The sequence below is a fragment of the Rhizobium sp. P44RR-XXIV genome (assembly GCF_001999485.2).
GTDB lineage: Bacteria > Pseudomonadota > Alphaproteobacteria > Rhizobiales > Rhizobiaceae > Rhizobium.
In genome coordinates this window covers 1,313,738-1,338,516 of sequence record NZ_MPVZ02000028.1, presented here as the reverse complement: position 1 = coordinate 1,338,516, position 24,779 = coordinate 1,313,738, and the positions used below count along the sequence as shown (strand labels likewise).

The following is a 24,779-nucleotide window of genomic DNA, read 5'->3' as shown; positions in this document are numbered from 1 at the left end:
TGCTCAGCTCCTGCTTGCCATCCTTTCATCACTCTGGGAAGTGAGTTCAATCATGTTGAATCAGAAATTTCGTTCGCTCTGCCTGACTGCAGGCTTCATCGCGGCTATGTCCGTTTCGGCCTCGGCTGCCGACATCACGGGCGCCGGCTCGAGCTTCATTGCTCCGGTTCTGTCCAAGTGGGCCGAAGGCTACAAGGCTGCGACGAACAATGTCGTCAACTACCAGTCGGTCGGTTCGGGCGCTGGCATCAAGCAGCTCCTCGACAAGACCATCATCTTCGGCGCTTCCGACAAGCCGATGAGCGACGCTGACCTCGAGAAGAACGGCATTGCCCAGTTCCCGATGATCTCCGGCGGTATCGTCGTTTCCTATAACGTTGCTGGCGTAAAGCCGGGCGAACTCGTTCTCGACGGCAAGACGCTGGCTGACATCTTCCTCGGCAAGATCGCCAAGTGGGACGACGCGGCTATCAAGGCTCTCAACCCCGACGTGAAGCTGCCTTCCGCTCCGATCTCGGTCGTTTATCGCGCCGACAGCTCGGGCACGACCTTCAACTTCACCGACTACCTGGCCAAGGTTTCGCCGGAGTGGAAGGAAAAGGTTGGTTCGAACACGGCTGTTGAATGGCCGGTCGGCTTCGGTGCCAAGGGTTCTGAAGGCGTTTCCACCACAGTCAACCAGACGGCTGGTTCGATCTCCTACGTTGAATATTCCTACGTCGTCGCCAACCACATCGGTTTTGCGAAGATGAAGAATGCTGCCGGCAAGGTTATCGAGCCGAGCCTCGACACCTTTAAGGCTGCTGCTTCCAACGCTGATTGGGCCAAGGCCAAGAACTTCAACCTGATCATCACCAATCAGCCGGGCGAAAAGAGCTGGCCGATTGCAGCTTCGACCTGGGTTCTGCTCTACAAGAAGCCGGCTGATCCTGCTCTCAACGAAGAAGCGCTGAAGTTCTTCAAGTGGTCCTATGAGCATGGCCAGAAGGACGCAACCGCCCTGTCGTACCTCGCGATCCCGGAAAGCGTTGCTGCGATCGTCGAGAAGTCCTGGAAGACGGACTTCGGCACGAAGTAATCTGTGCTGAGTTAAAAGTTACGGCGGACAGGGCATGGCCCTGTCCGCCTTCGTGACAGGACAAGGGGAAATCGATGGCTGATGCGACTCAGACGGCTGGCTTCCAGGGACTGGATACCAGCGCCAGCACCAGGAAATTCCGGATACAAGACCGGATTTTCTACTTTATGACGCTTGGCTCGGCTGCTCTTGTCGTGCTTCTGCTGCTGGCAATCATCGTGGTTCTCATCATCGATGCCCTGCCGACCTTCCAGGCCTTCGGGTTTTCGTTTCTATGGGGCACGAAGTGGAGTGCTCCTGCCGATATCTATGGCGCCGTACCTGCCGTTGTCGGCACGCTGGTGAGCTCGCTCATCGCCATGCTGATTGCCGTCCCCTTGGGCATCGGCATCGCCATCTTCCTCACGGAACTTTGCCCTGGCAGCCTACGACGTCCGATCAGCACGGCCATCGAGCTTCTGGCTGGCGTTCCCTCCATTATCTACGGCATCGTCGGCTTGTTCATTCTCGTGCCGCTGATGCAGAACTATATTCTGCCGTTTCTTATCATGACGATCGGCGAAGTGCCGATTATCGGCCTGCTTTTCCAGCCGCCGGCACCGGGTGTCGGCCTGCTGACGGCAAGCCTCGTGTTGGCCGTCATGATCCTGCCGTTCATCACCGCGATCTCCCGTGACGTGTTCGGAACGGTGCCGCCGATGCTGCGTGAATCCGCCTACGGCATGGGCATGACGACATGGGAAGTGGCTCGCTACATCCTGATCCCCTACACACGACGCGGTCTCGTCGGCGGCATCATGCTCGGCCTCGGCCGCGCGCTTGGCGAAACCATGGCCGTCACCTTCGTCATTGGGTCGGTCAGCCGTCTGCAATCGTCGATCATCTCGCCGTCCACCACCATTTCCGCCCAGATCGCGAACAACTTCGGCGATGCCGACGGTCTGCAATTGTCGAGCCTTATTGCGCTCGGCCTGCTCCTGTTCGTCCTCTCCTTCTGCGTGCTTGCGGTGGCGAGATGGATGATCGGCCGCGGCGACGCGCTTTGAGGGAAAAAGCCATGGAAAATGCAATTCGTCAGAACATCGTGTCGCGGCGTTACGGAAAGAACCGGGTGATGATGGCCTTGTGCTTCATCGCGGCCGTCCTCGGCATATTCTTTCTCAGCGTGATCCTTGTCAGCCTGGTTTACCGCGGTGTATCGGCGCTGAGCCTTGACGTGTTCACCATGTCGATCCCGGCACAGGGCTCGCGCGGCCGGCCTGATCAACGCGATCTACGGCACCGTGCTGGTCACGGGCTGCGCCATCCTGATCGCCGCGCCGATCGGCATTCTCGCCGGCACCTATCTGGTCGAATATGCCAACGGCAGCAAGCTTGCCGAGGCCGCCAAGTTCCTCAACGACATCCTGCTGTCCGCGCCTTCGATCATCATCGGCGTGTTTGTCTATGGTGCGGTTGTCGTGCCCATGCGCGGCAACTCTGCCTTCGCCGGCATTCTCGCGCTGGCGCTGATCGCCCTTCCTGTGGTAAACCGTACCACACAGGACATGCTATTACTCGTGCCGAATGCGCTTCGGGAGGCGACTGCCGCGCTCGGCGCGCCGCGCTGGAAATCCATGGTGATGGTGATTTACCGTTCCGCCTGGACGGGCATTCTCACCGGTATCCTGCTGGCCGTCGCCCGCATCAGCGGCGAAACCGCACCGCTTCTCTTCACAGCCGGCTACAGCAAGTTTATGAATGCAGGCTTGACCGGTCCAATTGCCACGCTGCCGGTTGCGATCAATACGCTCGCCGCCGATGCAGGCGAGGATCTGAAACAACTGGCCTGGGCCGGCGCGCTGATCATCACCGTAGCCATCCTCGCCCTCAACATCCTTGCCCGTGTCTTGAGTGGGCGCCGCCAATGACGCAGCCGCCGAACGATAGGAATGAGACCATGAACATGAGCGACAGCAATTTCCAGAGCGTCAATGCACAGCCGGGGAAGGACGCCGCGTCCCAGTCGGATCTCGGTGCGCTCGCGAAACTCGAGGTGAAGAAACTCGATTTCACCTATCAGAACGGCCATCGCGTTCTGAAGGACGTGAATATGAACATCCGCAAAAATGCGGTCACCGCGTTCATCGGCCCTTCGGGTTGCGGCAAGTCCACGCTGCTGCGCACGTTCAACCGGATGTATGATCTTTATCCCGGCCAGACGGTTGCGGGCGAGATCCTGCTGGATGGCCGCAACATTCTCACCAAGGACGTCGATCTCAACGATCTGCGCGCCAAGGTCGGCATGGTGTTCCAGAAGCCCACGCCGTTCCCGATGACGATCTATGAAAACGTTGCCTTCGGCATCCGGCTCTATGAAAAGATCTCAAAGGCGGAGATGGACGTTCGCGTCGAAGCCGCGTTGACGGAAACGGCACTGTGGAGCGAAGTGAAGGAAAAGCTGCACCAGAGCGGACTTGGCCTTTCCGGCGGTCAGCAGCAGCGCCTCTGTATCGCCCGCGCCATTGCCCTTCGCCCGGAAGTCCTCCTGCTCGACGAACCGACCTCGGCTCTCGACCCGATCTCGACCGCCAAGGTCGAGGAACTGGTGTCGCAGTTGAAGGGCGAGTTCACGATCGTCATCGTGACGCACAATATGCAGCAGGCCAGCCGTATCTCCGACAGCACCGCCTTCATGTACCTTGGCGAGCTGATCGAATATGGCGCCACCGAGCAGATCTTCCAGGCACCGAAGGTCAAGCGCACGGAAGACTATATCACCGGTCGTTACGGCTGATACGACCTAGGCATCGCTTTCGTTGATTTGCAATGGCGCGCTGATCAAGCGCGCCATTTTGCATTTTCGCAGCGGGAATTCTGTTTTCCGATCACCGAGCCGCAACTCGTCCGTTAAGGAAGACGCGGCGGTTACATCCCCGCAAGCTTGCCCAGACGCCGTAATGCATGAATCTGGTCTTCGATCGTCGGCACCAGTTCACCGCCATCCGTATCGGGCGGCGTATCTGCCGCCTTTGCGGTTTCCGCTTCGTTGAAGACGATGGTGCAATTGCGCCCTGCGCGCTTGGCGGCGTAAAGCGCGCGGTCGGCCGACGAGACGAGCCGGTCCCAGCTGACGGTGTCGCGCGGCATCATCGCAAGGCCGACGCTAACTGTCGCCGACACCAGCGAAGGACCCGCGAGCAATGGAACACGGCAGAAATCGGCACGAATGGTTTCCGCCAGCGCTTCCGCCTGCGCCTGATCGTCTATCGGCACGAAGGCTACGAACTCCTCGCCGCCCATCCTGCCGAATGCGCCATTGCGCGGAACGAATTGGCGCGCAATACGGGCAAACTCCGTGAGGACCATGTCGCCGGTCTGGTGGCCGTGGCGATCGTTGATCGATTTGAAATGGTCGAGATCGAACAGCAATGCGGCAAGCTTCTGTGGCTGTCGCTGTTTGTCACTGACGAGAATATCGTAGCTCTCCTGAAGGCCGCGCCGGTTCAGGACACCCGTCAGCGTATCGGTGATGGAAATTGCCCGCCAGCGGCGTTCGGAGCGTTCCATCAGCAGCTTGCCGTTCAAGACGATGGCGACAATGACAATGAGTGCATAGCCGAGCGCGGCGTAGCCACGGTAGATCAGGGCCTCTTCCAGGGTTGGCCTCAGCAATGACATCCAAACACCGGAGAGGAAACAGAAGCAGGCAAGCGTCATGAAAACGACGCCGAGCTGTCCGCGCGCCGGCTCCCGGCGCCCTTCGCCCGGATGGACGGCAAAGGCAAGCAAAGTTGCGCCGGCGGCGCCGGCGAGATCGTAAAGAATGACGCGATTGACGAAGTTGTCGCTGACCCACGGCAGGCTGACGCCGACAAGCCAGATGGCTGGCGGCATCAATGCCGACCATTCAAGCCTGCGCTTGTCCATCCAGCGGAAACCGGCGATCCAGGCGCTTTCACCAAGTAGGGCGACGGCATTGCCGATCTGGATCGACCATATGTCAGGAATGATGCCGCGAGCCGCGACCATGGCAAAACCGATAGCGCTGACGCTAAAGCCCAGGGCCCACATCAGATAGGCGGGGGATTGGCGGTCATGGCGCCAGGCAAGCAGGAGCACGGTTGCCAGGGTGATGGCTTCGGAACACCAGATGGTCAGCCCTGTGGTCATGTTAAGCACGATCGGCATTTCTCCCGGCCAGGGTCTTCTCGTCTGCGCGAAAGGCGGGACGGTTCCTGTAATGAGCTTATCCTTACCGAATAAGATGGTAAGTTCCTTAAGTGTCTTGGTAAATTTTACTTGTGGCCGCGCGCTTGCCGCATGGCATGGTCCTTCACGTTTTCTTCATCCTGCTGCCGGGAAAAGCGGTGGGTTGTGCCTGGCGCCGTCCTTAGCCACTTGGCGTTACAAAAACGGCCATTAGAAATGCTTTGTCAACGCTTCCTGGGGCATTAGTGCTTTTTGAGGTTATGCTTTCATGCGTCTTGAAGTGCAGGGCAGGGACACTCTATGTAGGGATAAAGGAATTTTATTCGATTCCCGGTGTTTTTGTCGCCGGGGCAAGCTTGGTAAAGGACGCACATGAGAAATCCAGTTGATACAGCTATGGCTCTGGTGCCGATGGTTGTTGAGCAGACCAACCGTGGGGAACGGTCTTACGACATCTATTCCCGCCTGCTGAAAGAACGTATCATCTTCCTGACCGGCCCGGTCGAAGACCACATGGCAACATTGGTGTGCGCACAGCTTCTCTTCCTCGAGGCAGAAAACCCGAAGAAGGAAATCGCGCTCTACATCAATTCGCCGGGCGGCGTCGTGACCGCCGGCATGGCAATCTACGATACGATGCAATTCATCAAGCCTGCCGTTTCGACGCTCTGCATCGGGCAGGCCGCATCCATGGGCTCGCTGCTGCTTGCAGCCGGCGACAAGGACATGCGTTTCGCAACGCCGAATTCCCGTATTATGGTTCACCAGCCTTCGGGCGGTTTCCAGGGGCAGGCTTCGGATATCGAACGCCACGCGCGCGACATCATCAAGATGAAGCGCCGCCTGAACGAAGTTTACGTCAAGCATTGCGGCCGGACCTACGAAGAGGTCGAGCAGACGCTCGATCGTGACCATTTCATGTCCTCGGATGAGGCCAAGGAATGGGGTCTGATCGACAAGGTATTGACGTCGCGTACCGAAATGGAAGGTGAAACCGCCGCGTGATTATCCACGTGACGGTGCCTTCCATGCCACAGTTCTATCCCATTTGTGAACGAATAGGGGTTTAATGTGGAAGAGAACGCGGTAATAGTAGGCATTCATGCTATGTAGCGTTTTTGTGACATGGCATTCGGCATTCGAAGGGGAATCGTTGCCACGCAGTTCCGGTGAGCCGGGCCTGCGTTCAGTACCCCGAAGGGCGCCGCGATCTGCCAGTAACGAGGGGCAGGTCCGGCGGGCGCATTGAGTGGACCGCGATTTCAGCTTGGAAATTGGCGGCGTGCTGGAAGGAAAGTGATATGAGCAAAGTCAGCGGCAGCAACGGCGGCGACTCGAAGAACACGCTTTATTGTTCGTTCTGCGGTAAGAGCCAGCATGAAGTCCGCAAGTTGATTGCCGGACCGACCGTCTTCATCTGCGATGAGTGCGTTGAGCTATGCATGGACATCATCCGCGAGGAAAACAAATCCTCGATGGTGAAGTCGCGTGACGGGGTTCCGACACCGCAGGACATCATCAAGGTTCTCGACGAATACGTCATCGGCCAGCGCCAGGCGAAGAAGATCCTGTCGGTTGCCGTTCACAACCATTACAAGCGCCTCGCGCATGCGTCGAAGAACGGCGATGTCGAGTTGGCGAAGTCGAACATCATGCTCGTCGGCCCGACCGGCTGCGGCAAGACCTATCTGGCCCAGACGCTCGCCCGCATCATCGACGTGCCCTTCACCATGGCCGATGCCACGACATTGACCGAAGCCGGTTATGTCGGTGAAGACGTCGAAAACATCATCCTCAAGCTGCTGCAGGCTGCCGACTACAACGTCGAGCGCGCCCAGCGCGGCATCGTCTACATCGACGAAGTCGACAAGATTTCCCGCAAGTCGGATAATCCGTCGATCACGCGCGACGTGTCGGGCGAGGGCGTACAGCAAGCTCTGCTGAAGATCATGGAAGGGACCGTCGCTTCGGTTCCCCCGCAGGGCGGCCGCAAGCATCCGCAGCAGGAGTTCCTGCAGGTGGATACGACCAACATCCTCTTCATCTGCGGCGGCGCTTTTGCCGGCCTCGACAAGATCATCTCCGCCCGTGGCGAGAAGACCTCGATTGGCTTCGGCGCCACCGTCAAGGCGCAGGATGATCGTCGCGTCGGGGAAGTGCTGCGCGAACTGGAGCCGGAAGATCTGGTGAAGTTCGGCCTCATCCCGGAATTCATCGGCCGTCTGCCTGTTCTGGCGACGCTGGAAGACCTGGATGCGGATGCGCTGATCCAGATCCTGTCGGAGCCGAAGAACGCTCTCGTCAAGCAGTACCAGCGCCTGTTCGAGATGGAAGATGTCGAACTGACCTTCCACGAAGACGCGCTGCGTGAGATTGCCCGTAGGGCGATCGTCCGCAAGACGGGCGCTCGCGGCCTGCGCTCGATCATGGAAAAGATCCTCCTCGACACCATGTTCGACCTGCCGGCGCTGGAAGGCGTGCGCGAGGTTGTCATCTCCGAGGAAGTCGTCCGTGGCTCCGCTCGTCCGCTCTACATTTATGCCGATCGGCAGGAAGAAAAGGCCAACGCAACGGCCTGATGTCTTCATCGACGATCACGAATCAGGGGCTCGTCATGGACGGGCCCCTTTCTGTTTGAAAAATCGTACAGTTTGCTGATAAAGTCTTGGATAAGCTGATGGGAATGCCATCAAAGCTGGTTGTGAAGAGCGCCTGCTGCGGCCATCATGGCATGATTCTGGAGCATCCGGTGATTTGGGCATCAGCCCGGTATTTTCCTTCGGATTCCGCTTCGCCAGTGATTGTTTGAGTGGCTGGGCTTCGGTGTTTGTTGTTGCGTTCCTCCTCGTAAACAAGCGGGGCTGCCGTGTGACGGTGGCATGTCTCGCGTGACTTGAAATAGGTAATGTGAAGCTCCACTTGTTTATCAAGTGAGAGAGCCGGCTAATCCTCCCCCAGCTGGCAGAGAGCCCGGGAACGGGACGACGGAAAGGAAATAACATGACTAAGAAAACGTCTGCGGCACATGAGAGCATTGCCTATCCGGTATTGCCGTTGCGCGACATCGTGGTTTTTCCACACATGATCGTGCCGCTGTTCGTCGGACGGGAGAAATCCATTCGCGCGCTGGAAGAGGTCATGGGTTCCGACAAGCAGATCATGCTGGTCACCCAGATCAATGCCAGTGACGACGATCCCGCACCGGACGCGATCCACAAGGTGGGCACGGTTGCCAATGTTCTGCAGCTGCTGAAACTGCCCGACGGTACCGTCAAGGTGCTGGTCGAAGGCCGTGCGCGCGCAGAGATCGACGAATATACCAGCCGTGAAGACTTCTACGAAGCTCTCGGGCATACGCTCAACGAGCCGGAAGAGGATCAGGTCGAGCTTGAGGCGCTGAGTCGTTCGGTCGTTTCCGAATTCGAGAGCTACGTGAAGCTCAACAAGAAGATTTCGCCGGAAGTGGTTGGTGCTGCCAGCCAGATCGACGACTATTCGAAGCTGGCCGACACCGTCGCATCGCATCTGTCGATCAAGATCACCGAGAAGCAGGAGATGCTGGAAACCACCAGCGTCAAGGCTCGCCTCGAAAAGGCGCTCGGCTTCATGGAAGGCGAGATTTCGGTTCTGCAGGTCGAGAAGCGCATCCGCTCGCGCGTCAAGCGCCAGATGGAGAAGACCCAGCGCGAATACTACCTGAATGAGCAGATGAAGGCGATCCAGAAGGAGCTCGGCGACGGCGAGGAAGGCCGCGACGAGATGGCCGAACTGGAAGAGCGCATCTCCAAGACGAAGCTGTCGAAGGAAGCCAAGGAAAAGGCCGATGCCGAGCTGAAGAAGCTGCGGCAGATGAGCCCGATGTCGGCTGAAGCAACCGTCGTGCGCAACTATCTCGACTGGCTGCTGGGCATCCCCTGGCACAAGAAGTCGAAGGTGAAGGCTGATCTGAACAATGCCGAGAAGATCCTCGAAGCCGATCACTTCGGTCTCGACAAGGTCAAGGAGCGCATCGTCGAGTATCTGGCCGTCCAGGCGCGTGCGACCAAGATCAAGGGGCCGATCCTGTGCCTCGTCGGACCTCCGGGCGTCGGCAAGACCTCGCTCGCCCAGTCGATCGCCAAGGCGACCGGCCGTGAGTATGTCCGCATGGCGCTTGGCGGCGTTCGTGACGAAGCCGAGATCCGCGGTCACCGCCGCACCTATATCGGCTCGATGCCCGGCAAGGTCATCCAGTCGATGAAGAAGGCCAAGAAGTCCAATCCGCTGTTCTTGCTCGACGAAATCGACAAGCTCGGCCAGGACTATCGCGGCGATCCGTCTTCGGCTCTGCTTGAGGTGCTGGACCCGGCGCAGAACTCGACCTTCATGGATCACTACCTGGAAGTCGAATACGATCTGTCGGACGTGATGTTCATCACGACGGCGAATACTTTGAATATCCCTGCGCCCTTGATGGACCGCATGGAGATCATCCGTATCGCCGGCTACACCGAAGATGAAAAGCGCGAGATCGCCAAGCGGCACCTGCTGCCGAAGGCCATCAAGGAACATGCTTTGCAGCCGAGCGAATTCTCGGTCAGCGACGATGCCCTGATGGTCATCATCCAGCAGTACACCCGCGAAGCCGGCGTCCGTAACCTCGAGCGCGAATTGATGAAGCTCGCCCGCAAGGCGGTCACCGAGATCATCAAGGGCAAGACCAAGTCGGTTGCCGTTACGGGTGAGAACGTTCCGGACTATCTCGGCGTGCCGCGCTTCCGCCATGGCGAAGCCGAACGCGAAGATCAGGTCGGTGTTGTCACCGGTCTCGCATGGACCGAGGTTGGCGGCGAACTGCTGACGATCGAAGGCGTGCTGATGCCGGGCAAGGGTCGCATGACCGTGACCGGCAACCTGAAGGAAGTCATGAAGGAATCGATTTCCGCTGCGGCATCCTATGTCCGCTCGCGCGCCGTCGATTTCGGCATCGAGCCTCCGCGCTTCGACAAGAGCGACATCCACGTGCACGTGCCGGAAGGTGCGACGCCCAAGGATGGTCCGTCGGCCGGTGTTGCCATGGCAACCGCGATCGTCTCGATCATGACCGGCATCCCGGTTTCCAAGGATGTCGCCATGACCGGTGAAATCACGCTGCGCGGCCGCGTGCTGCCGATCGGCGGCCTGAAGGAAAAGCTGCTTGCGGCTCTGCGTGGCGGCATCAAGAAGGTGCTGATCCCGGAAGAAAACGCCAAGGATCTGGCGGAGATTCCGGACAACGTGAAGAACCGGATGGAGATCATTCCCGTGTCGCGCATGGGTGAGGTGATCAAGCATGCGCTTGTTCGCCGGCCCGAGCCGATCGAATGGGATGGCACGGTCGAAACGCCCGTGATTGCAACGGTCGAAGGCGTCGACGATGTAGGTGCGACGATCGCACATTGAGGCTCATCGCCTCAATTCTGTCGAATTGTCATAAATGACGAAAAGACCGGCATTTTTGCCGGTCTTTTTTTGTGAAAAGCGGCTGGTAACGCTTGCTTTTCCTTGATTTGCAGGGCTTTTGGGGTTGCGGCGGGTAAGAGCATTCGTACTTGCACCCCGCTTACCGATAAGTCGTTTCATACCAAAGAAAGGGGTGGAAACATGAACAAGAATGAGCTCGTGTCCGCAGTGGCCGAGAAGGCCGGTATCACGAAGGCTGACGCTGCTTCCGCTGTTGACGCTGTTTTCGAGACCGTCCAGGCTGAACTGAAGAAGGGCGGCGACATTCGCCTCGCTGGTTTCGGCAGCTTCACCGTTTCCCACCGTGCAGCCACGAAGGGCCGTAACCCATCCACCGGCGCTGAGGTCGATATTGCGGCCCGCAACGTGCCGAAGTTCACGCCCGGCAAGGGCCTGAAGGACTCGGTCAACAGCTGATTTCGTTTTCACCCGCTGCGAGGCGTTAGCCTTGCGGGTGAAAAACATTGAGGGTCCGCCTTAGCGGGCCCTTTTTTATTTTGAGATAGGGAACGGCTGGATTTCGTTCAGCAGCCGTGACCATCAAAATAAGGGATGTCCACGGCGTAGACGCTTGGTGCATTCTGTTGCGAAGGAAACGTCATGGGGTATTTTCGAACGCCCGACATTGACGTTTCAGTCAAACGACCATCAGGATGATCAAGAAATGACCGCATCGTCTTCCTTTCTCAGCCTTCCCAATCAAATAGCCGATGGCAGCCTGTGTCGCGCGATCATTTTCGGATCTGGCCACGGCAGCACCTATCCCGACAAAGACAGTAGCGGCTATATGTTGGCCGCCGACGCTATTCGCTCGGCAAGCCAGGCCGATGCTCCTCTGATCGAACATTGGGATTTCGATGTTGGCGGCCCGCTGTTTGACGGCAAGCCCCCGTGCTGCATCGACACCGGCGACATCCTAACGATCATGCACGACAATGCCGGAAACCGTGCTCGGATCGAGGCGAGGACCCGTGAGATACTGGCATCATCAGCCGTACCGATCCTGATCGGCGGCGATTGTTCCGTAACGATCCCTTTCCTCGCCGGGTATGCGGATCAAGGGCCGGTCTGGGTCCTGCAGATCGATGCTCATATCGATTGGCGCGACGAGTTGCACGGCGAGCGCTACGGCTATTCGAGCCCGATGCGTCGGGCGAGCGAGATGCAGCATGTTGCCGGCATGGTTCAGGTCGGTCTTCGTGGCGTCGGCAGCGCAGGTCTCACTGAGGTCGAAGACGCGAGGCGCTATGGCAGTCATTTCGTGACGGCTCGCAAGGTGCATGCCGAGGGCGTCGAAGCCGCTCTGCGGCATATTCCTGAAGGTGCGCGGGTTGTTGTCACCCTCGATTGCGACAGCATCGATCCATCGGTCATGCCTGGGGTAGCCGCGCGCACGCCCGGAGGTTTGACCTATACACAAGTCATCGAACTGATTGCGGGTCTGGGTCGGCGCGCGAAGATTGCTGGCTTCGACCTGGTCGAATTCTATCCACCTACTGACATTGACGGCTTATCGGCCGTCACCGCCGCCCGCATTCTTACCAACGTCATCGGAGCCATTGTCCGGCAAGCGTAAGTCCTGTTGGGATCGGGCTCTATTCCGGAATATTGGGGGAGGCTCTTGCCCGCGGGGGAGTTCAATCGCAAACAGTCATTTCAATGGCGATGAACGACAGCGAATTTGGATGAGATCATGACTGGTTTAAGCCGCCCGGACCTAAGCGACATCCAACTTGGCGATTGGGTGGATCGTCGGCTGCCGCCTTCTTGGCGGCCATATACGCGCCTGGCCCGGCTGGATCGGCCGGTAGGAATATGGCTGACGCTTTTCCCGTGCTGGGCAGCTCTGGTCCAGGCATCACAAGTTTTCCGGACCTTCGAGAGCTGGTTGTTTTCTCTCTCGGCGCCTTGCTGATGAGAAGTGCCGGCTCGACGGTTAACGATATTGCAGATCGGAAGTTTGACGGCCATGTCGAGCGAACCCGCTTTCGACCTTTGGCAAGCGGACAGATCGGCGCGCTGCAGGCTTCTGTCTTTCTGGCCGTCCAGCTTGCACTGGCGGCATCGCTTCTGTTCTTCCTGACACCCTATGCACGCCTTGTCGCCATATGCGTTCTGCCGCTGGTCTTCATCTATCCGCTCTGCAAGCGTTTCACTCATTGGCCCCAGGCTGTACTGGGCGCGGCGTTCAATTGGGGCATGCTGATGGCTTGGGCCGAGGTTGCCGGGCATATCCCGGCGGGCGCGGTCCTCATGTGGGCCGGCGCTATCGCATGGCAGATTGGCTACGACACCGTCTATGCCTATGTCGACGTAAAGGACGACACCCAACTTGGCCTGAAATCGACGGCAATCCTGTTTGGCCGGCACGGCAAGGCCTGTGTCGGTCTGTTCTACGCCCTGACGGTCTTGGCGTGGTCGGTCGGGGGCTGGTTGCTCGGCATGTCGCTGGCCTACGCCATGGGAATGCTTGTCATCGCCGCGCACCTGGGCTGGCAAACCTGGCGAATCGACCTTGACCGTCCCGAGGTGAATTTCCACTTGTTCCTGGCGAATATCCTGACCGGAGCGCTGCTGGCCTGCGCGGCATTCATCGGAACGTGGTGAGCCGCTCAATCAAGCTTTAGAGTATTTCCAGGAAAAGTGCGCAGCGGTTTTCCGTCCGGAGTTACGTAAAACAAAGCGCTCTACGATTTGAAGTTTGCCGCCTGAGCCGCGGTGCCGGCGTGCAGTCTTCTTTAAGTTGGGGCCGGGGTTCGTGCCCGGCCCCTCGTTTCCAGATAAGCTATTACCAGCGATGATGAACGTGCGGAGCGATCAGACGTTCGTAGATATCACGCGTCGCCGCCATGACATCAGCCGATAGCGGTGCAAGATCGGCGGCAGCCGCATTGGCCTTTGCCTGTTCGGCATTGCGCGCACCGGGGATGACGACCGTAACGGCGTCGCTCATCAGGATCCAGCGCAGCGCGAAGGCTGCCATGCTGGAGCCCGCGGGCACCAGCTTGCGCACTTCTTCCACCGCCTGAAGGCCGACTTCGAAGGGAACGCCGGCAAAGGTTTCGCCGACATCGAAAGCCTCGCCATGGCGATTGAAGTTGCGGTGATCGTCGCTGGCAAATTGCCTGTCGCGGGTGATCTTGCCGGAGAGCAGGCCGGAGGCCAGCGGCACGCGGGCGATGACCGCCACGTTCTTGCGCTTGGCTTCCTTGAAGAAGAGGTGGTCAGGCCGTTGGCGGAAGATGTTGTAGATGATCTGGATGCTGAGCACGCCCGGAAATTCGATGGCCTTCAGCGCCTCTTCGACCGTCGCGACACTGACGCCGTATCCCTTGATCTTGCCGGCCTTCTGTAGCTCATCAAGGCCTGCGAACACTTCCGGCCGATAGAGAACTTCGGTCGGCGGGCAGTGCAACTGAACAAGGTCCAGGCTTTCGACGTCGAGGTTCTTCAGGCTACGATCGATGAAGCCTTCGAGATTGGCCTTGGTATAGCCCTCCGCCACATGCGGGCTCAGCCGGCGGCCTGCCTTCGTCGCCACCATCGGGCGCTCGCCGCCCCGAGCCTTCAGCACATCGGCGATGATCTTTTCCGAGCGGCCGTCACCATAGACGTCGGCCGTGTCGATGAAGGTCATGCCGGCATCAAGCGCAGCGTTCAGCGCCGCGCGGCCATCGGCCTCGCTGACATCGCCCCATGCGCCGCCGATCTGCCAGGCGCCGAAGCCGACATCCGTGACGATGAAGGGTGTTCGTCCGAAAGCATGATGTCTCATGAAAGATCTCCTCTTGGTAATGAAATGCCAGCGAAGTAGCAGCCGACCGGACCTGCCGCAAGCGCGCAGGGGGCAATGCAGGATCGCAATCGCGTGACCCAGGAATATGATAGGTCCGACCCGCTTGCGAAACCGTTGGATGAAGCAAGTGGCGCAGTGTTCATTGCCTCTCCGCTTCCTTACAAGGGGAGACCGGATATCTGACGGTGATCGGAGCCAATGCCTTCTTTCAGTTTCATCCATGCCGCCGACCTGCATCTTGGCAGCCCCTTTCAGGGGCTGGCGCTGAAGGACGCCGCTGTCGCCGCCGTCTTCGTGGAAGCGAGCCGCAAGGCGTTCTCGACGCTGGTGGGACTGGCGATAGAACGGCAGGTCGATTTCTTCGTCATCGCCGGCGATGTCTATGACGGCGACTGGAAGGACAACAAGATCGGCCTGTTCTTCAATCGTGAGATGGCGCGGCTCGAGCGGGCCGGCATCCCGGTCTATCTGCTGCGCGGCAACCACGATGCGGCAAGCGTCATCACCAAGACCATCACGCTGCCAAGCAATGTCTACGAGTTCCCGACGAACAAGCCGGGCAGCGTCAAGTTGGACGCGCTACAGGTGGCGCTGCACGGGCAAGGCTTTGCCGAACGCTCGGCCAACGACAATCTGGCGATTTCCTATCCCGCACCGGTCACAGGCTGGTTCAACATCGGCATTCTCCACACATCGCTGACCGGCCGCGAGCCGCATGCGCCCTATGCGCCGTGTTCCATCGATGATCTGCGCTCGCGCGGCTATGATTACTGGGCGCTTGGGCATGTGCATGACTACGAAGTGGTGGCGCGAGATCCGCTTGTCATTTTCCCTGGCAATCTTCAAGGTCGCAACATCCGCGAGCGCGGCGCCAAGGGCGCGGTGCTGGTGACCGTCGAAGACGGTCGCATCGAGCATGAGCGGCTGATTGTTGACGAGGCGCGCTTCGCACAGATCGATATAGACATCGGCCTGGATGACGATCAGACAGCGATCCTGCGTCGCGTCGAACAGGCCGTGCAGCCGCTCGCCGACGATATGGCCGGGCGCATGACGGCGCTGCGCGTCAGGCTTTCGGGCATCACGCCGCTGCACGGCGCCTTTGCCGCCAACCGTCAGCAATGGCGCGATGAGGTCGAGGCCGCGTGCCATCGCGTGCATGAGGATATTTGGCTCGAAAAGCTGGAGTTGCGGCTGGAGCCGCCGCCGGCATCAGTCATCGAGACGGATGGCGCACTCGATCTCCGCCAATTGCTGGCCGAACATGCAGGCGACACCGATATCGTGACTGAGGCGGGCAGGTTGGTCGACGAGATTGCGATACGCCTGCCGGGCGCCTTGGCGCGGCGGCACAGCCGCTGGATGACAGCATGGAGACCCTCATCGAGGAAGCGCGGCAATTGCTGCTCGCGCGCGGGCAGGGGGCTGGCTGATGCGTTTCGACCGCCTCGATATTCTTCGCTATGGAGCACTGACCGACCGCACGCTCGATTTCCGCGCCGGTGCCAAGCTGCATGTCATCTATGGTCCGAACGAAGCGGGCAAGTCTTCGGCTCTAAGCGCGATTTCCGATCTGCTCTTTGGTTTTCCCGCCGCGGCTGAGCAGAGCTTTCTGCATGAGCCAGGCAGCTTGCGGATCGGCGCTTCGATCAGCGGGCGTGACGGCGCGAGGCTCGCTTTCCGCCGCCGCCGCGGACGCAAGAGCACACTTCTTGCCCCCGATGACAAGGAGACACCGCTTGCCGAGGATGCGCTTTCGCCGTTCATCGGCAGTTTGAGCCGCGATGTCTTCGAGCGCGCCTTTGGTCTGGATTCACAGAGGCTGCGGCAGGGAGCGACCGCCATGCTGCGCAGCGGCGGCGAGATCGGCAGCCTGCTGTTTTCGGCCGCCTCCGGACTCACCGGCCTGTCGCGGCTGCGCCAATCGCTGGAGGCGGAAGCCGACGGTATCTACGCGGCCAGACGCTCGAAGGACCGCGGTTTCTATCAGGCCCTCGACCGCTACGAGGATGCCCGGAAAGCCGAACGCGACAACGAACTCAAATCCGGGGATTGGAAGAAGCTACTGGCGGAGGCGGCCGAGCTTGAAGCCGAACTGGAGCGTTTGCAGGCGGAACGCCGCGAGACGCGGCATGCTCTGGACCGGCTCAAGAAGCTGAAGACCTTGCAGCCTCTGCTCGCGGAGATTGACGCCGAAACCATCGCGCTGGAGGGCTTGGCTGATATCGCCGCGATACCCGAAAGCCTGGGCGACAAGCTCGAACAGAGACTGCGGGACAAACAAGCCGCCGAGGAGGAGCTGCTCCGGGGACGGCAGGTGCTTGCTCGTGCCGAAGAAGACCTATCCCGCATCCATGTCGATGACGGGTTGCTGCAGATCTCGGGCGATATCACCCAGCTCTTTGCCGACACCGGCAACTATCGCGCCCAGCGTCACGACCTGCCGGGTGTGGATCGGGAGTTGGCTGACTTCGAAACGGAGCTCACGCAGCTTGCCCGTCGCCTCGGTATTGCCGAGGTCGAGCTGGAGAAGCGTCAACCGAGCGATATCGACCGTACGCGCCTGTCCGAGCTGGCGGAGCAGGGCAGGCAGCTTGTGCGACAAATCCAGTCCCTCGCGGAGCAGGTCGAGAGTGAGCGCGGACAGCTTGCGGCCCTGGAGAAGGATAGTCTTGCGGGGCGATTGATCGATCCGAGACCCTACATCGATCAGCTCGAGGCATTGGGCAACGATCTCTCTGCCCTGGCGCGTCTTGACGGGCTGCAAACGCAGATACGGCGCATCGAGACCGATCTCAAGGACGCTGCCGGGCAATTGCGGCCACCAGTCGGTGACATCGATGCGCTTTTCTCGGTACCCTTGCCGGAGCCGACGGAGATTACCGGGCATCGCGATGCCATCGATGCCGCGCGCACACGGATGCGCGAGGCTGCCGGCAAGCTGCAAAACTATGATGATCAGTTGGCGGAGATAGAGCGCACGCTCGCGGATGCCGAGCGTAACGGGCCGATCGTAACGCGCGAGCAGATCGTCGCTGCGCGTGAAGGTCGCGATGCACAGTGGATCGCGATTCAGCAGAGCCTGGCGGATGGTCCGGCTCCGGGAGCCAAGGTGCTTGCGACGCTGACCCAGAGCCTTGCCGAGGCCGATCGTCTGGCCGATGCGGCGTTGAGCGATGCGGACCGTGTCGCGCGCCATGCCGACTATCGCCTGCGTCAGGCGCGCCTGCTGCAGGAGCGCAAAGAGGCCTCCGAGCGGTTCGGAATCTGTGGGAAAGCCCTGAAGGATGCCCAGGCGACCTTCGCTATGCTTTTCGAGCCTTGCGGCATCGATGCACTCGATCCTTCGGCGATGCTGGAGTGGCGGCGTGGAGTTGAATTGCTGCGACGTGAGCGCAAGGCATTGCGCGATCTGCTTGACGAGCGGGATGAGTACGCTGCGGCTGAAGAACGCGTCTTACCCGCCTTGCAGGACATCGTGGAGGCGACCGGCTACAAGAGCGGCCGGCTGCCGCCGGTCGCAATCGCGGACGGGCTGCGAAAGCATCTGCGCCTGCTGTCAGAACGCTGGAGCGAAAGCCGGACGCGGGAGGGGGAGATTGGCGCGACGCGCGAGCGGCTCGCCCGGTTCGACGGCCAGCAACAGGTATTGGAGCGGCAGCATGCCGACTGGCACGAGGTTTTCGGCAAGGCCGCCGAACATCTCGGTCTGCCATCCGACACGACATTGGACATGGCGTCCGCAGCCCTGAAAGCCTGGGAAGAACTGCCGGATGCCTTGGCGGAGCGCGATAACCGCTTGCGGCGTGTGAGCGGCATGCGGCGCGACATGGCGGATTTCGAGCGCCGGCTCGCAACGCTTGCAGCCAGCGCCGGCTATGAGCTGGATCATCTGCCGCCGGAGGCCGCAGCCGAAGCGCTGCATAGCCGCGCCAATGCCATGCGCAGTGAGTTGAAGAAGCGCGACGGCCTGGAGGAGGATCGTCAGCGCGCGGAAGCGCTGCTTGTCCGTCACCAGGAGGCGCTTACCGCCATCATCGATGATCTCGATCATCTGACTGCGGATCTGCCGGGGTCTAAGGATTTGCCTGCGTTGCTGTCGCGGCTTCGCGAGCGCACGCGCTTGAGTGGCCGCTTGGTCGAAAGCCGCGATCGCTTCCGTCAGCAGGCTGATGGCAAGGCGGAGGAAGAGGTTCGGATCCAGCTTGGCGATTTCGAGCGGGTTGCCGCAGATCTTGAAATAGAGCGGCTGGCCGAAGAGGACCAGCGGCAGTTCACGGCGCATGGTGCACTTTCGGCACGGCTGGCGGAAAATGGCCGTCAGCGGCAGGAGCTTGAGACCGGTGTCAGCGCTGAATACGCGGTGTTCGAAAAGCTATCGGCCGAACAGGAGGCGAAGGATCTGGCGCGGCAATGGGTCGTCCTCAAGCTTGCCGTGCGGATGTTGGCAGGCTCGATGGAATCCTATCGCGAAAAGCAGGCGGATCCGGTCGTCAAGCGGGCAGGCGAGCTGTTTTCACAGCTGACCGGAGGCCGCTTCCTCCGCCTCGTCGAGGCGCATGACGAAAGCGATGCGCTGCAGTTGCTGGCGGAACGCGTGGGCGGTGAGCGTGTGCCATTGGATGGCCTGAGCGAGGGCACGGGTGACCAGCTCTATCTCGCCCTGCGATTGGCTTTCCTGGAGGATTATTCCGCCCGTAACGAGCCGGCACCGCTGATCGTCGACGATATCTTTCAGACCTTTGACGATGAGCGGGCAAGCGCGGGATTGAAAGTGCTTGCGACCACTGCCGAGCGTTTCCAGACGATCCTCTTCACGCATGAGATGAGCGTGGTCGAGATTGCCAAACGCGAGGTGGGTGAAGGCTTGGACTTGATCCAACTTTGAGATGGGGCCGGACGACCCCGTAATCCCTCAAGACATCGATGGAATGAATAGCTGCGTCGGCACCACGATCCGTGGATCCGACTTGTCGCGGCTATAGGCGGGATTGAGCGCCTTGTCTGCAAAGGTCTGTGTCGTGTGCAGCCGGCGCAGGTTGCCCTTCTCCTGCTCGAACCGTCTCTTGCGCTCGCCTGATTTGTCCGATCCCCGTGAAAGAGATTCATGATGGTAGAGACAGGCGAAAGGGGTCCAGACGATGCGAAAGCCCGACTTGTGCGCGCGCAGGCAATAGTCGACGTCATTATAGGCGACCGCGAAATTCTCCTCGTCGAACAGGCCGATCTCCCGAAGGCAATCGCCCGAGATCAGCATGACCGCGCCGGTGACGCAGCTCATGCTGTTGCGGACATGCAGCCGGTTCATCGGCCCGCCGAATTCCCTTGGCTTGTTCAGATACCAATGCCCGGCCAGTCCGCCGAAACCGACGATAACGCCCGCATGCTGCATCTTGTTGTTTGCGAAGAGCAGCTTGGCACCGACGATGCCGGTCCGGTCATAGGCAAGGCAGGACACCATCTCCTTCAGCCAGCCTGGCTCGATGACCTCGACGTCATTGTTGAGGATCAGAAAGTGCTCACCCGTAGCCGCCTTCAGACCGCGATTGACGGAGCGCGAGAAATTGAAGGCTTCGGGTGTGACGGCGGCTGAAAAATTCGGACGCGTTTGGCGATAGCGGTCGTAGAGATCAAGGACAGCCTGGTTGGTGGAACCGTTGTCGACGACCAGCACCTCGAAATTGGGGTAATCCGTCCTTTCGAACAGGTCATTCAGAACTCGGGAGATGAGGTCGAGATTGTCCTTGCTGGGAATGACGATCGAAACCTTCGGCCAGTCGCGAGGCGCTTCGAAGACGACCCGATGCAGCGTCTTGGTCAGCGTTCCCTCAACCTCGATCGCCCGCTGTTGCCGTTCGAATCTCTCGGTTAGCGCTCTGCGCGCATTTACCGTCGCGGCATCCATGAATTTGCGCGAATAGGTCCGGCCATTGCGGCGCCACCAATAGGCGGGGTAGGGCAGGTGCAGGATGCTTTGCTCCGGAACACCCTCCAGATAGCGCAGCAGCAGATCATAATCCTGCGAGCCATCGTAACCGGTTCGAAGGTAGCCGATCTCCCGCAGCCGGCTGTGGCGATAGATGGAGAAGTGGTTGATATAGTTGACGCCCGTCAGCAGCACGGGATCATAGGCAGGCTTCAGCATCACTCCGGTCGGCTTCAGCGTGTCGTCGACCACCAGTTCGTCGGTATAGAGGAAATTGGCGTCCGGATTTTGCTCCAGCGTGTGCCTGATCAGTTTGAAGGCATGCGGAGCGATCACATCGTCATGATCGAGAAAGGCGATCCACCGGCCGCTTGCGTGAGATAGGCCGGAATTGGTGGCCGCCGCGATCCCGCCGTTGCGCTCGTTCAGCACGAGGCGAATGTTATCTTTCGCATGCCGCGCCTCATACCATTGCCGCGTCTCCGGCGATGTCGAGCCGTCGTCGCTCAGAATAAGCTCCGTGCCCTGCTCCCCCTGGGCTTCGAAGGACTCGACGAGATCATCCAGATATCGCACCGGCGCGTTGTAGACGGGGACGACGACGCTCAGCCAGGTGCCAGTTGTTGCCGACGCCGGTGAGGCCACGAGATCGGCTGCAAGTCGGTAGTTTGCCTCGGCATATTGCGCCGTCAGATTGGCGGCCCGTTTGCCGAATTTCAGATTTGGTATCTTGGTCCAATGTTGCGGAAGTTTGCCGAGATCGATGCGCTCGGTCTTTTCCCCCGCCGCGTTCAAGTGTGCAATATAGGTCTCTGCCGACTTCGCTGATGCGAAAGCCTTGACCTCAAAACGAAATATAGTCGGGAAGCTGACCGGATCGGCGCGCAGCGCGCAAATCGTCCCAACCGACCCTATGTCTGCCGTGATGATGAAGCGGCGTGCCTCCGGCAGCGAGGCGGCATCCTTTTCGCGAAATCCGCGGCCGCGATTGATATAGAATTTCGGATCTATCGGTTCGTTGCCCGCGGCGATGTGAATGACGAGCAGCCGCTTTCTGACAGGCGAAAACCTGATTTCAAAAGCTGGATCGTCACCCAGGGATTTCCATAGATCGGAACTGGCGCCCACCGCGATTGCACGTTCCAGATCAGCGTTGGGTATAATTTTCAGTGCCATAAGCCTATTTATGTCCAGAGGCCCGCAACGAGCATTATTCTTAAAAAATCAGCCTTAAGCTGCACCACTGAGCGGTTCAAAATGTATGCCCGGAAATGCCGGTGTCGCGTGCTGTCGCATTTTCTCAATCGAATTTCGCGTGGCATCACGAGCTGTGAGATAACAATCTCGATCACTGATAAGTTGGTCAATTGCTGCCAGCCATTCTTCGGCGGTGTTGCCGATATGCAGTTCTCCGGGGACGGCACATCGCGCGAATGTCGGGCATTGTGAAAAGATCGCTGCAGCCTGCAAACGGCTGATGTCGATACGCTTGGTGTCGGCCCGGCTTGCATTTGTTTTTCCCGACAGCAAAGGGGCCAGCGCTATATCGGCATTGTGCTTCGTCGTCCTGGCAAGATAGGCCGGCCACGATAGCGGTGGGATGATCGTCATCCTGGCAGGATCGATCCCTTGGCGGGCCCAGCGACGGGCAACGGTACCGTTGGCAAAAACTTCGAAATGCAGATGGATATGCTTTTCCATCGCGGCTTTGACAATCGGCATCAGGAATTCATGTTCATGACGGTGAACGCCGGTTGCATGATAGACCATCTTGACGGGCGGTGCGTCGTCGCCTTCGGCGATGGAGGGTGCATCCGAGAGATTTGCCGGCATGGGCGCCAGGATATCGATCTTGTGGCCCGTCGTGGCAAGGGTACCCGCCAGGGCCTCGGTCGAGGTCCAGATATGCGTCAGCAATCGATTGATCCTCGGCAATGGACGAACGGCTAATTTGATCAGCCTGTATTTGTAGGGCAAGCTCGCTTCCTTGCCGGTGACGACGGCACGAATATCGTCATCGACGAAATAGGCTACTCCGGCGAGATCATCCCGTCTTTCTTCAAGCCAGCGCAACTGCGGGTGCTTGATGTAGCGGCAGATGATGACGAAGAGACCTTCGCTGTCGATCGCTTCGAGGGGATCGTCGAGGCCTTTCATGATGACCGGGATATCGCCAAGTGTCTTGGCGCGCTCATCGAGATAGTAGCTGAAGCTGGGGTTGGGATGGCGCGACAGGATTAAGAGCCGCTTTGCCGCACGACGAGAATCTCTCATTGCCGCTCCGAACGGCAGCGGCCTTGGAAGCATGTGATAGAGCATATCGCGCAGAATTTGCATGGGCCATCCGCGCAATTCTAAGCCAACCGATTTCGGATGTTCATCAGGACGGCCAGGGCCACTCCCCAAAGCAGCAGTGTGACAGCGAAAATCGCACCGATCCAGAGCAGCCGCTGTGGATATTCGGCTTCATCCGGCAAATCCGGTGCGAGGAACGTGTCGAGATAGAGAAGCTGCTGCTTGCTGACGAACCGAACCTGCTCCAGCGTTTTCATGCTGGTTGCGAACTGCTGTTCCGCCAAGCCCTGCTCCAGTTCGCGCTGAGACATATCGACTGAAACATCGGCAAGGTTCTGCTCGGATTTATTCTGCCCGGCAATTTGGCTGTTCAGCTGATCCAGTTGCGCTTGTTGGCTTTCGATTTCGCGTTTGAGAACGCGCATTTGCGGGGCGTTGGGTGACACAGCTCCGAGCTGGGCATCATATCGTTGCTGAAGGTCTATCCGCTGCTTCTGCACGGATGAGATCAGGTTGGTGATAACGGTCGACGATCCCTCGACACTGAGAACACCCGTTTGGTTGCGAGCAGCCAGAAGCCGGTCCCGTGCGCCCTGCAACTGGTTCTTGGCATTATCGAGATTTGCCTCTGCCGTCGCGATGACATCGCGCCAGATGCGGTTGTTGACGTCGTTCACCACGGTTTCGGAGGCCGCGACGACCTGCTGCAGCACTTTCTGCGCGTCTGCGGCCGAAAAAGCGCGAGCCTTGACCGTTACGATGCCACTATTAGCGTCGATTTTGACCGAGACCATATTTTCCCAATAATCGAGCAGCTTTTCCGAACTCACATCCGATTTGAGCCTCGCCAGCCGGTCGATGGACTGGTTCCCATAGATCTTCTGGAAGTCGACCTTGCCCTCGAGTGCTGCCACCATATCCTTGCTTTTGATGAAATTGGTGACGATCAACGTATCCTGGACGATTTGCGCAGCGGGCAGACCGGTGACTTTTGCCAGTTGATTTCCTCCAAGCGCCGGCGTGGAAGACCGCACGGTAAAACGGGTCTCCGATTGGTACTGATCGGATGCCATGAAGGTAAAATAGCAGATTGAAGCGATATTCGGGACGACGAGCAGCAGCAAAGTAGACACCAGGATCACCTTGCCGATGATCTGCTGCATCGGACGCGGGCGCAGGCCGACGGCCTTGAACAATTGGCTTCGTCTCGAGGTCGAGAAACGCAGCTTCCGCGCGGTCACGGATAGATTCGTGGCCACGCTGCGGCTATGTTCCGTTGCGCTGAGCTGAATCGTCTTGGGTGCGTTTTCGGTGTCGTGAGCCATATCGGACCTTGCCGGCAATTCCTCGTGTCTTATCGGTTCAGTCTATAATAGGCTTCGATAGCCTGCTCCACCTTATCGAAAACAATAAGCCTGCCGTCGACAAGTACCATGCCCTTGTCGCAATGCGTATTGATCATACTCATGCTATGAGAAACCATAATGATGTCGGAAGTCTTCCGTCTGTTTTCGAACGCGATGCGGCAGCGCTCCTGAAAACGAGCATCGCCAACGGCAAGAACCTCATCCACCAGGTAGCACTCGAATTCTATGGCCATCGAAAGGCCGAACGCCAGGCGAGCGCCCATGCCCGAGGAGTAGGTACGCACCGGAGCGTCTAGATAATCGCCCAGTTCTGCGAACTCCTCGACGAAGCGGGACACGCGCCTCACATCTTCGCCGTAGGCGCGGGCGACGAAATGAACATTGGCTCGTCCTGTCATCAGAGGATTGAAGCCACTGCTCAAACCCAAGGGCCAGGATACCCGTACGTTCTTGGAGATTCTGCCCGAATTGGGCAACATCGTTCCGGCAATCATCCGCACCGTGGTCGATTTGCCGGCGCCATTGACCCCCAGCAAACCGTAGGAATAGCCCGACTGGAACTCGCAACTCACGCGATCGAGGATGACTTTCTTGCCGGCCTGAGTCTTGAAGAACTTGGAGACATTGTTGAATCGGATCATAACA

The 24,779-nt window shown here is 59.2% G+C and carries 15 protein-coding genes and 3 pseudogenes; 12 read left to right on the top strand and 6 right to left on the bottom strand.

Translation table 11 applies throughout. From position 1 onward, the window contains the following. Window positions 1-106: 106 nt before the first annotated feature. The 4 genes and pseudogenes from pstS to pstB all read left to right on the top strand — a co-directional run bounded on the left by pstS (window position 107) and on the right by pstB (window position 3,854). Entirely contained in the window at window positions 107-1,078 is a 972-nt protein-coding gene (gene pstS / locus BSK43_RS23680; protein ID WP_246662689.1) for a phosphate ABC transporter substrate-binding protein PstS, read from the top strand. A 74-nt stretch (window positions 1,079-1,152) separates the two neighbouring features. Next, window positions 1,153-2,124, top strand: coding sequence for a phosphate ABC transporter permease subunit PstC (gene pstC / locus BSK43_RS23675; RefSeq protein WP_077470104.1), 972 nt, complete (start codon window positions 1,153-1,155; stop codon window positions 2,122-2,124). Between the two features lie 11 nt (window positions 2,125-2,135). Beyond that, window positions 2,136-2,988 (top strand): annotated as a pseudogene (gene pstA / locus BSK43_RS23670) (phosphate ABC transporter permease PstA). Window positions 2,989-3,017: 29 nt separating this feature from the next. Then, window positions 3,018-3,854, top strand: a complete 837-nt coding sequence (gene pstB, locus BSK43_RS23665; RefSeq protein ID WP_077470150.1) for a phosphate ABC transporter ATP-binding protein PstB — start codon at window positions 3,018-3,020, stop codon at window positions 3,852-3,854. A 131-nt stretch (window positions 3,855-3,985) separates the two neighbouring features. Here pstB and BSK43_RS23660 read toward each other — a convergent pair whose 3' ends face one another. Continuing rightward, complete coding sequence (locus tag BSK43_RS23660; protein WP_246662661.1) at window positions 3,986-5,248, bottom strand: GGDEF domain-containing protein; 1,263 nt, start codon at window positions 5,246-5,248, stop codon at window positions 3,986-3,988. A gap of 393 nt (window positions 5,249-5,641) precedes the next feature. Here BSK43_RS23660 and clpP point away from each other — a divergent pair, with 393 nt between their 5' ends. From clpP to ubiA, 6 genes and pseudogenes are all read left to right on the top strand, one after another. Further along, window positions 5,642-6,274, top strand: coding sequence for an ATP-dependent Clp endopeptidase proteolytic subunit ClpP (gene clpP / locus BSK43_RS23655; protein ID WP_068385855.1), 633 nt, complete (start codon window positions 5,642-5,644; stop codon window positions 6,272-6,274). 296 nt (window positions 6,275-6,570) lie between these two features. Next, a complete protein-coding gene (gene clpX / locus BSK43_RS23650) occupies window positions 6,571-7,848 on the top strand; it encodes an ATP-dependent Clp protease ATP-binding subunit ClpX (RefSeq protein ID WP_068385857.1) in 1,278 nt (425 codons plus the stop codon). 421 nt (window positions 7,849-8,269) lie between these two features. Continuing rightward, the gene (gene lon, locus BSK43_RS23645) at window positions 8,270-10,690 is read left to right on the top strand and encodes an endopeptidase La (protein WP_068385859.1); all 2,421 of its coding nucleotides are present in this window, start codon (window positions 8,270-8,272) and stop codon (window positions 10,688-10,690) included. 201 nt (window positions 10,691-10,891) lie between these two features. Beyond that, on the top strand, window positions 10,892-11,167 hold the full coding sequence (gene hupB / locus BSK43_RS23640) for a DNA-binding protein HupB (protein WP_034487026.1): 276 nt from the start codon (window positions 10,892-10,894) through the stop codon (window positions 11,165-11,167). 247 nt (window positions 11,168-11,414) lie between these two features. Continuing rightward, on the top strand, window positions 11,415-12,326 hold the full coding sequence (locus BSK43_RS23635; RefSeq protein ID WP_077470151.1) for an agmatinase: 912 nt from the start codon (window positions 11,415-11,417) through the stop codon (window positions 12,324-12,326). A gap of 117 nt (window positions 12,327-12,443) precedes the next feature. Beyond that, a pseudogene (gene ubiA / locus BSK43_RS23630) lies at window positions 12,444-13,357 on the top strand (4-hydroxybenzoate octaprenyltransferase). 181 nt (window positions 13,358-13,538) lie between these two features. Here ubiA and BSK43_RS23625 read toward each other — a convergent pair. After that, a complete protein-coding gene (locus BSK43_RS23625; protein WP_077470107.1) occupies window positions 13,539-14,525 on the bottom strand; it encodes an aldo/keto reductase in 987 nt (328 codons plus the stop codon). Between the two features lie 219 nt (window positions 14,526-14,744). On the opposite strand from BSK43_RS23625, the pseudogene BSK43_RS23620 reads away from it, so the two are divergent. Both BSK43_RS23620 and BSK43_RS23615 read left to right on the top strand, forming a co-directional pair. Beyond that, window positions 14,745-15,979 (top strand): annotated as a pseudogene (locus tag BSK43_RS23620) (DNA repair exonuclease). Beyond that, a complete protein-coding gene (locus BSK43_RS23615) occupies window positions 15,979-19,434 on the top strand; it encodes a YhaN family protein (protein WP_077470108.1) in 3,456 nt (1,151 codons plus the stop codon). The pseudogene BSK43_RS23620 and the gene BSK43_RS23615 overlap by 1 nt, the downstream one beginning before the upstream one ends. A gap of 27 nt (window positions 19,435-19,461) precedes the next feature. Here BSK43_RS23615 and BSK43_RS23610 read toward each other — a convergent pair whose 3' ends face one another. The 4 genes from BSK43_RS23610 to BSK43_RS23595 all read right to left on the bottom strand — a co-directional run bounded on the left by BSK43_RS23610 (window position 19,462) and on the right by BSK43_RS23595 (window position 24,775). Then, complete coding sequence (locus BSK43_RS23610) at window positions 19,462-21,648, bottom strand: glycosyltransferase family 2 protein (protein WP_077470109.1); 2,187 nt, start codon at window positions 21,646-21,648, stop codon at window positions 19,462-19,464. Window positions 21,649-21,702: 54 nt separating this feature from the next. After that, window positions 21,703-22,746, bottom strand: coding sequence for a hypothetical protein (locus BSK43_RS23605; protein ID WP_246662660.1), 1,044 nt, complete (start codon window positions 22,744-22,746; stop codon window positions 21,703-21,705). 80 nt (window positions 22,747-22,826) lie between these two features. Further along, window positions 22,827-24,008 (bottom strand): capsule biosynthesis protein, encoded by a 1,182-nt coding sequence (locus BSK43_RS23600; protein WP_246662659.1) that lies wholly within the window; start codon window positions 24,006-24,008, stop codon window positions 22,827-22,829. A gap of 113 nt (window positions 24,009-24,121) precedes the next feature. Then, window positions 24,122-24,775 carry an ABC transporter ATP-binding protein gene (locus BSK43_RS23595; RefSeq protein WP_077470112.1) on the bottom strand — a complete coding sequence of 218 codons (654 nt, stop codon included), beginning with the start codon at window positions 24,773-24,775 and terminating at the stop codon, window positions 24,122-24,124. Window positions 24,776-24,779 lie beyond the last annotated feature (4 nt).

What these genes read in the sequence shown, in the direction of transcription:
- pstC (WP_077470104.1), top strand. Translation starts at nt 1,153, where the DNA reads ATGGCTGATGCGACTCAGACGGCTGGCTTCCAGGGACTGGATACCAGC.
- pstS (WP_246662689.1), top strand. Translation starts at nt 107, where the DNA reads ATGTCCGTTTCGGCCTCGGCTGCCGACATCACGGGCGCCGGCTCGAGC.
- clpX (WP_068385857.1), top strand. Translation starts at nt 6,571, where the DNA reads ATGAGCAAAGTCAGCGGCAGCAACGGCGGCGACTCGAAGAACACGCTT.
- BSK43_RS23610 (WP_077470109.1), bottom strand. Translation starts at nt 21,648, where the DNA reads ATGGCACTGAAAATTATACCCAACGCTGATCTGGAACGTGCAATCGCG.
- pstB (WP_077470150.1), top strand. Translation starts at nt 3,018, where the DNA reads ATGAACATGAGCGACAGCAATTTCCAGAGCGTCAATGCACAGCCGGGG.
- BSK43_RS23595 (WP_077470112.1), bottom strand. Translation starts at nt 24,775, where the DNA reads ATGATCCGATTCAACAATGTCTCCAAGTTCTTCAAGACTCAGGCCGGC.
- BSK43_RS23605 (WP_246662660.1), bottom strand. Translation starts at nt 22,746, where the DNA reads ATGAGAGATTCTCGTCGTGCGGCAAAGCGGCTCTTAATCCTGTCGCGC.
- BSK43_RS23635 (WP_077470151.1), top strand. Translation starts at nt 11,415, where the DNA reads ATGACCGCATCGTCTTCCTTTCTCAGCCTTCCCAATCAAATAGCCGAT.
- hupB (WP_034487026.1), top strand. Translation starts at nt 10,892, where the DNA reads ATGAACAAGAATGAGCTCGTGTCCGCAGTGGCCGAGAAGGCCGGTATC.
- clpP (WP_068385855.1), top strand. Translation starts at nt 5,642, where the DNA reads ATGAGAAATCCAGTTGATACAGCTATGGCTCTGGTGCCGATGGTTGTT.
- BSK43_RS23615 (WP_077470108.1), top strand. Translation starts at nt 15,979, where the DNA reads ATGCGTTTCGACCGCCTCGATATTCTTCGCTATGGAGCACTGACCGAC.
- BSK43_RS23660 (WP_246662661.1), bottom strand. Translation starts at nt 5,248, where the DNA reads ATGCCGATCGTGCTTAACATGACCACAGGGCTGACCATCTGGTGTTCC.
- lon (WP_068385859.1), top strand. Translation starts at nt 8,270, where the DNA reads ATGACTAAGAAAACGTCTGCGGCACATGAGAGCATTGCCTATCCGGTA.
- BSK43_RS23625 (WP_077470107.1), bottom strand. Translation starts at nt 14,525, where the DNA reads ATGAGACATCATGCTTTCGGACGAACACCCTTCATCGTCACGGATGTC.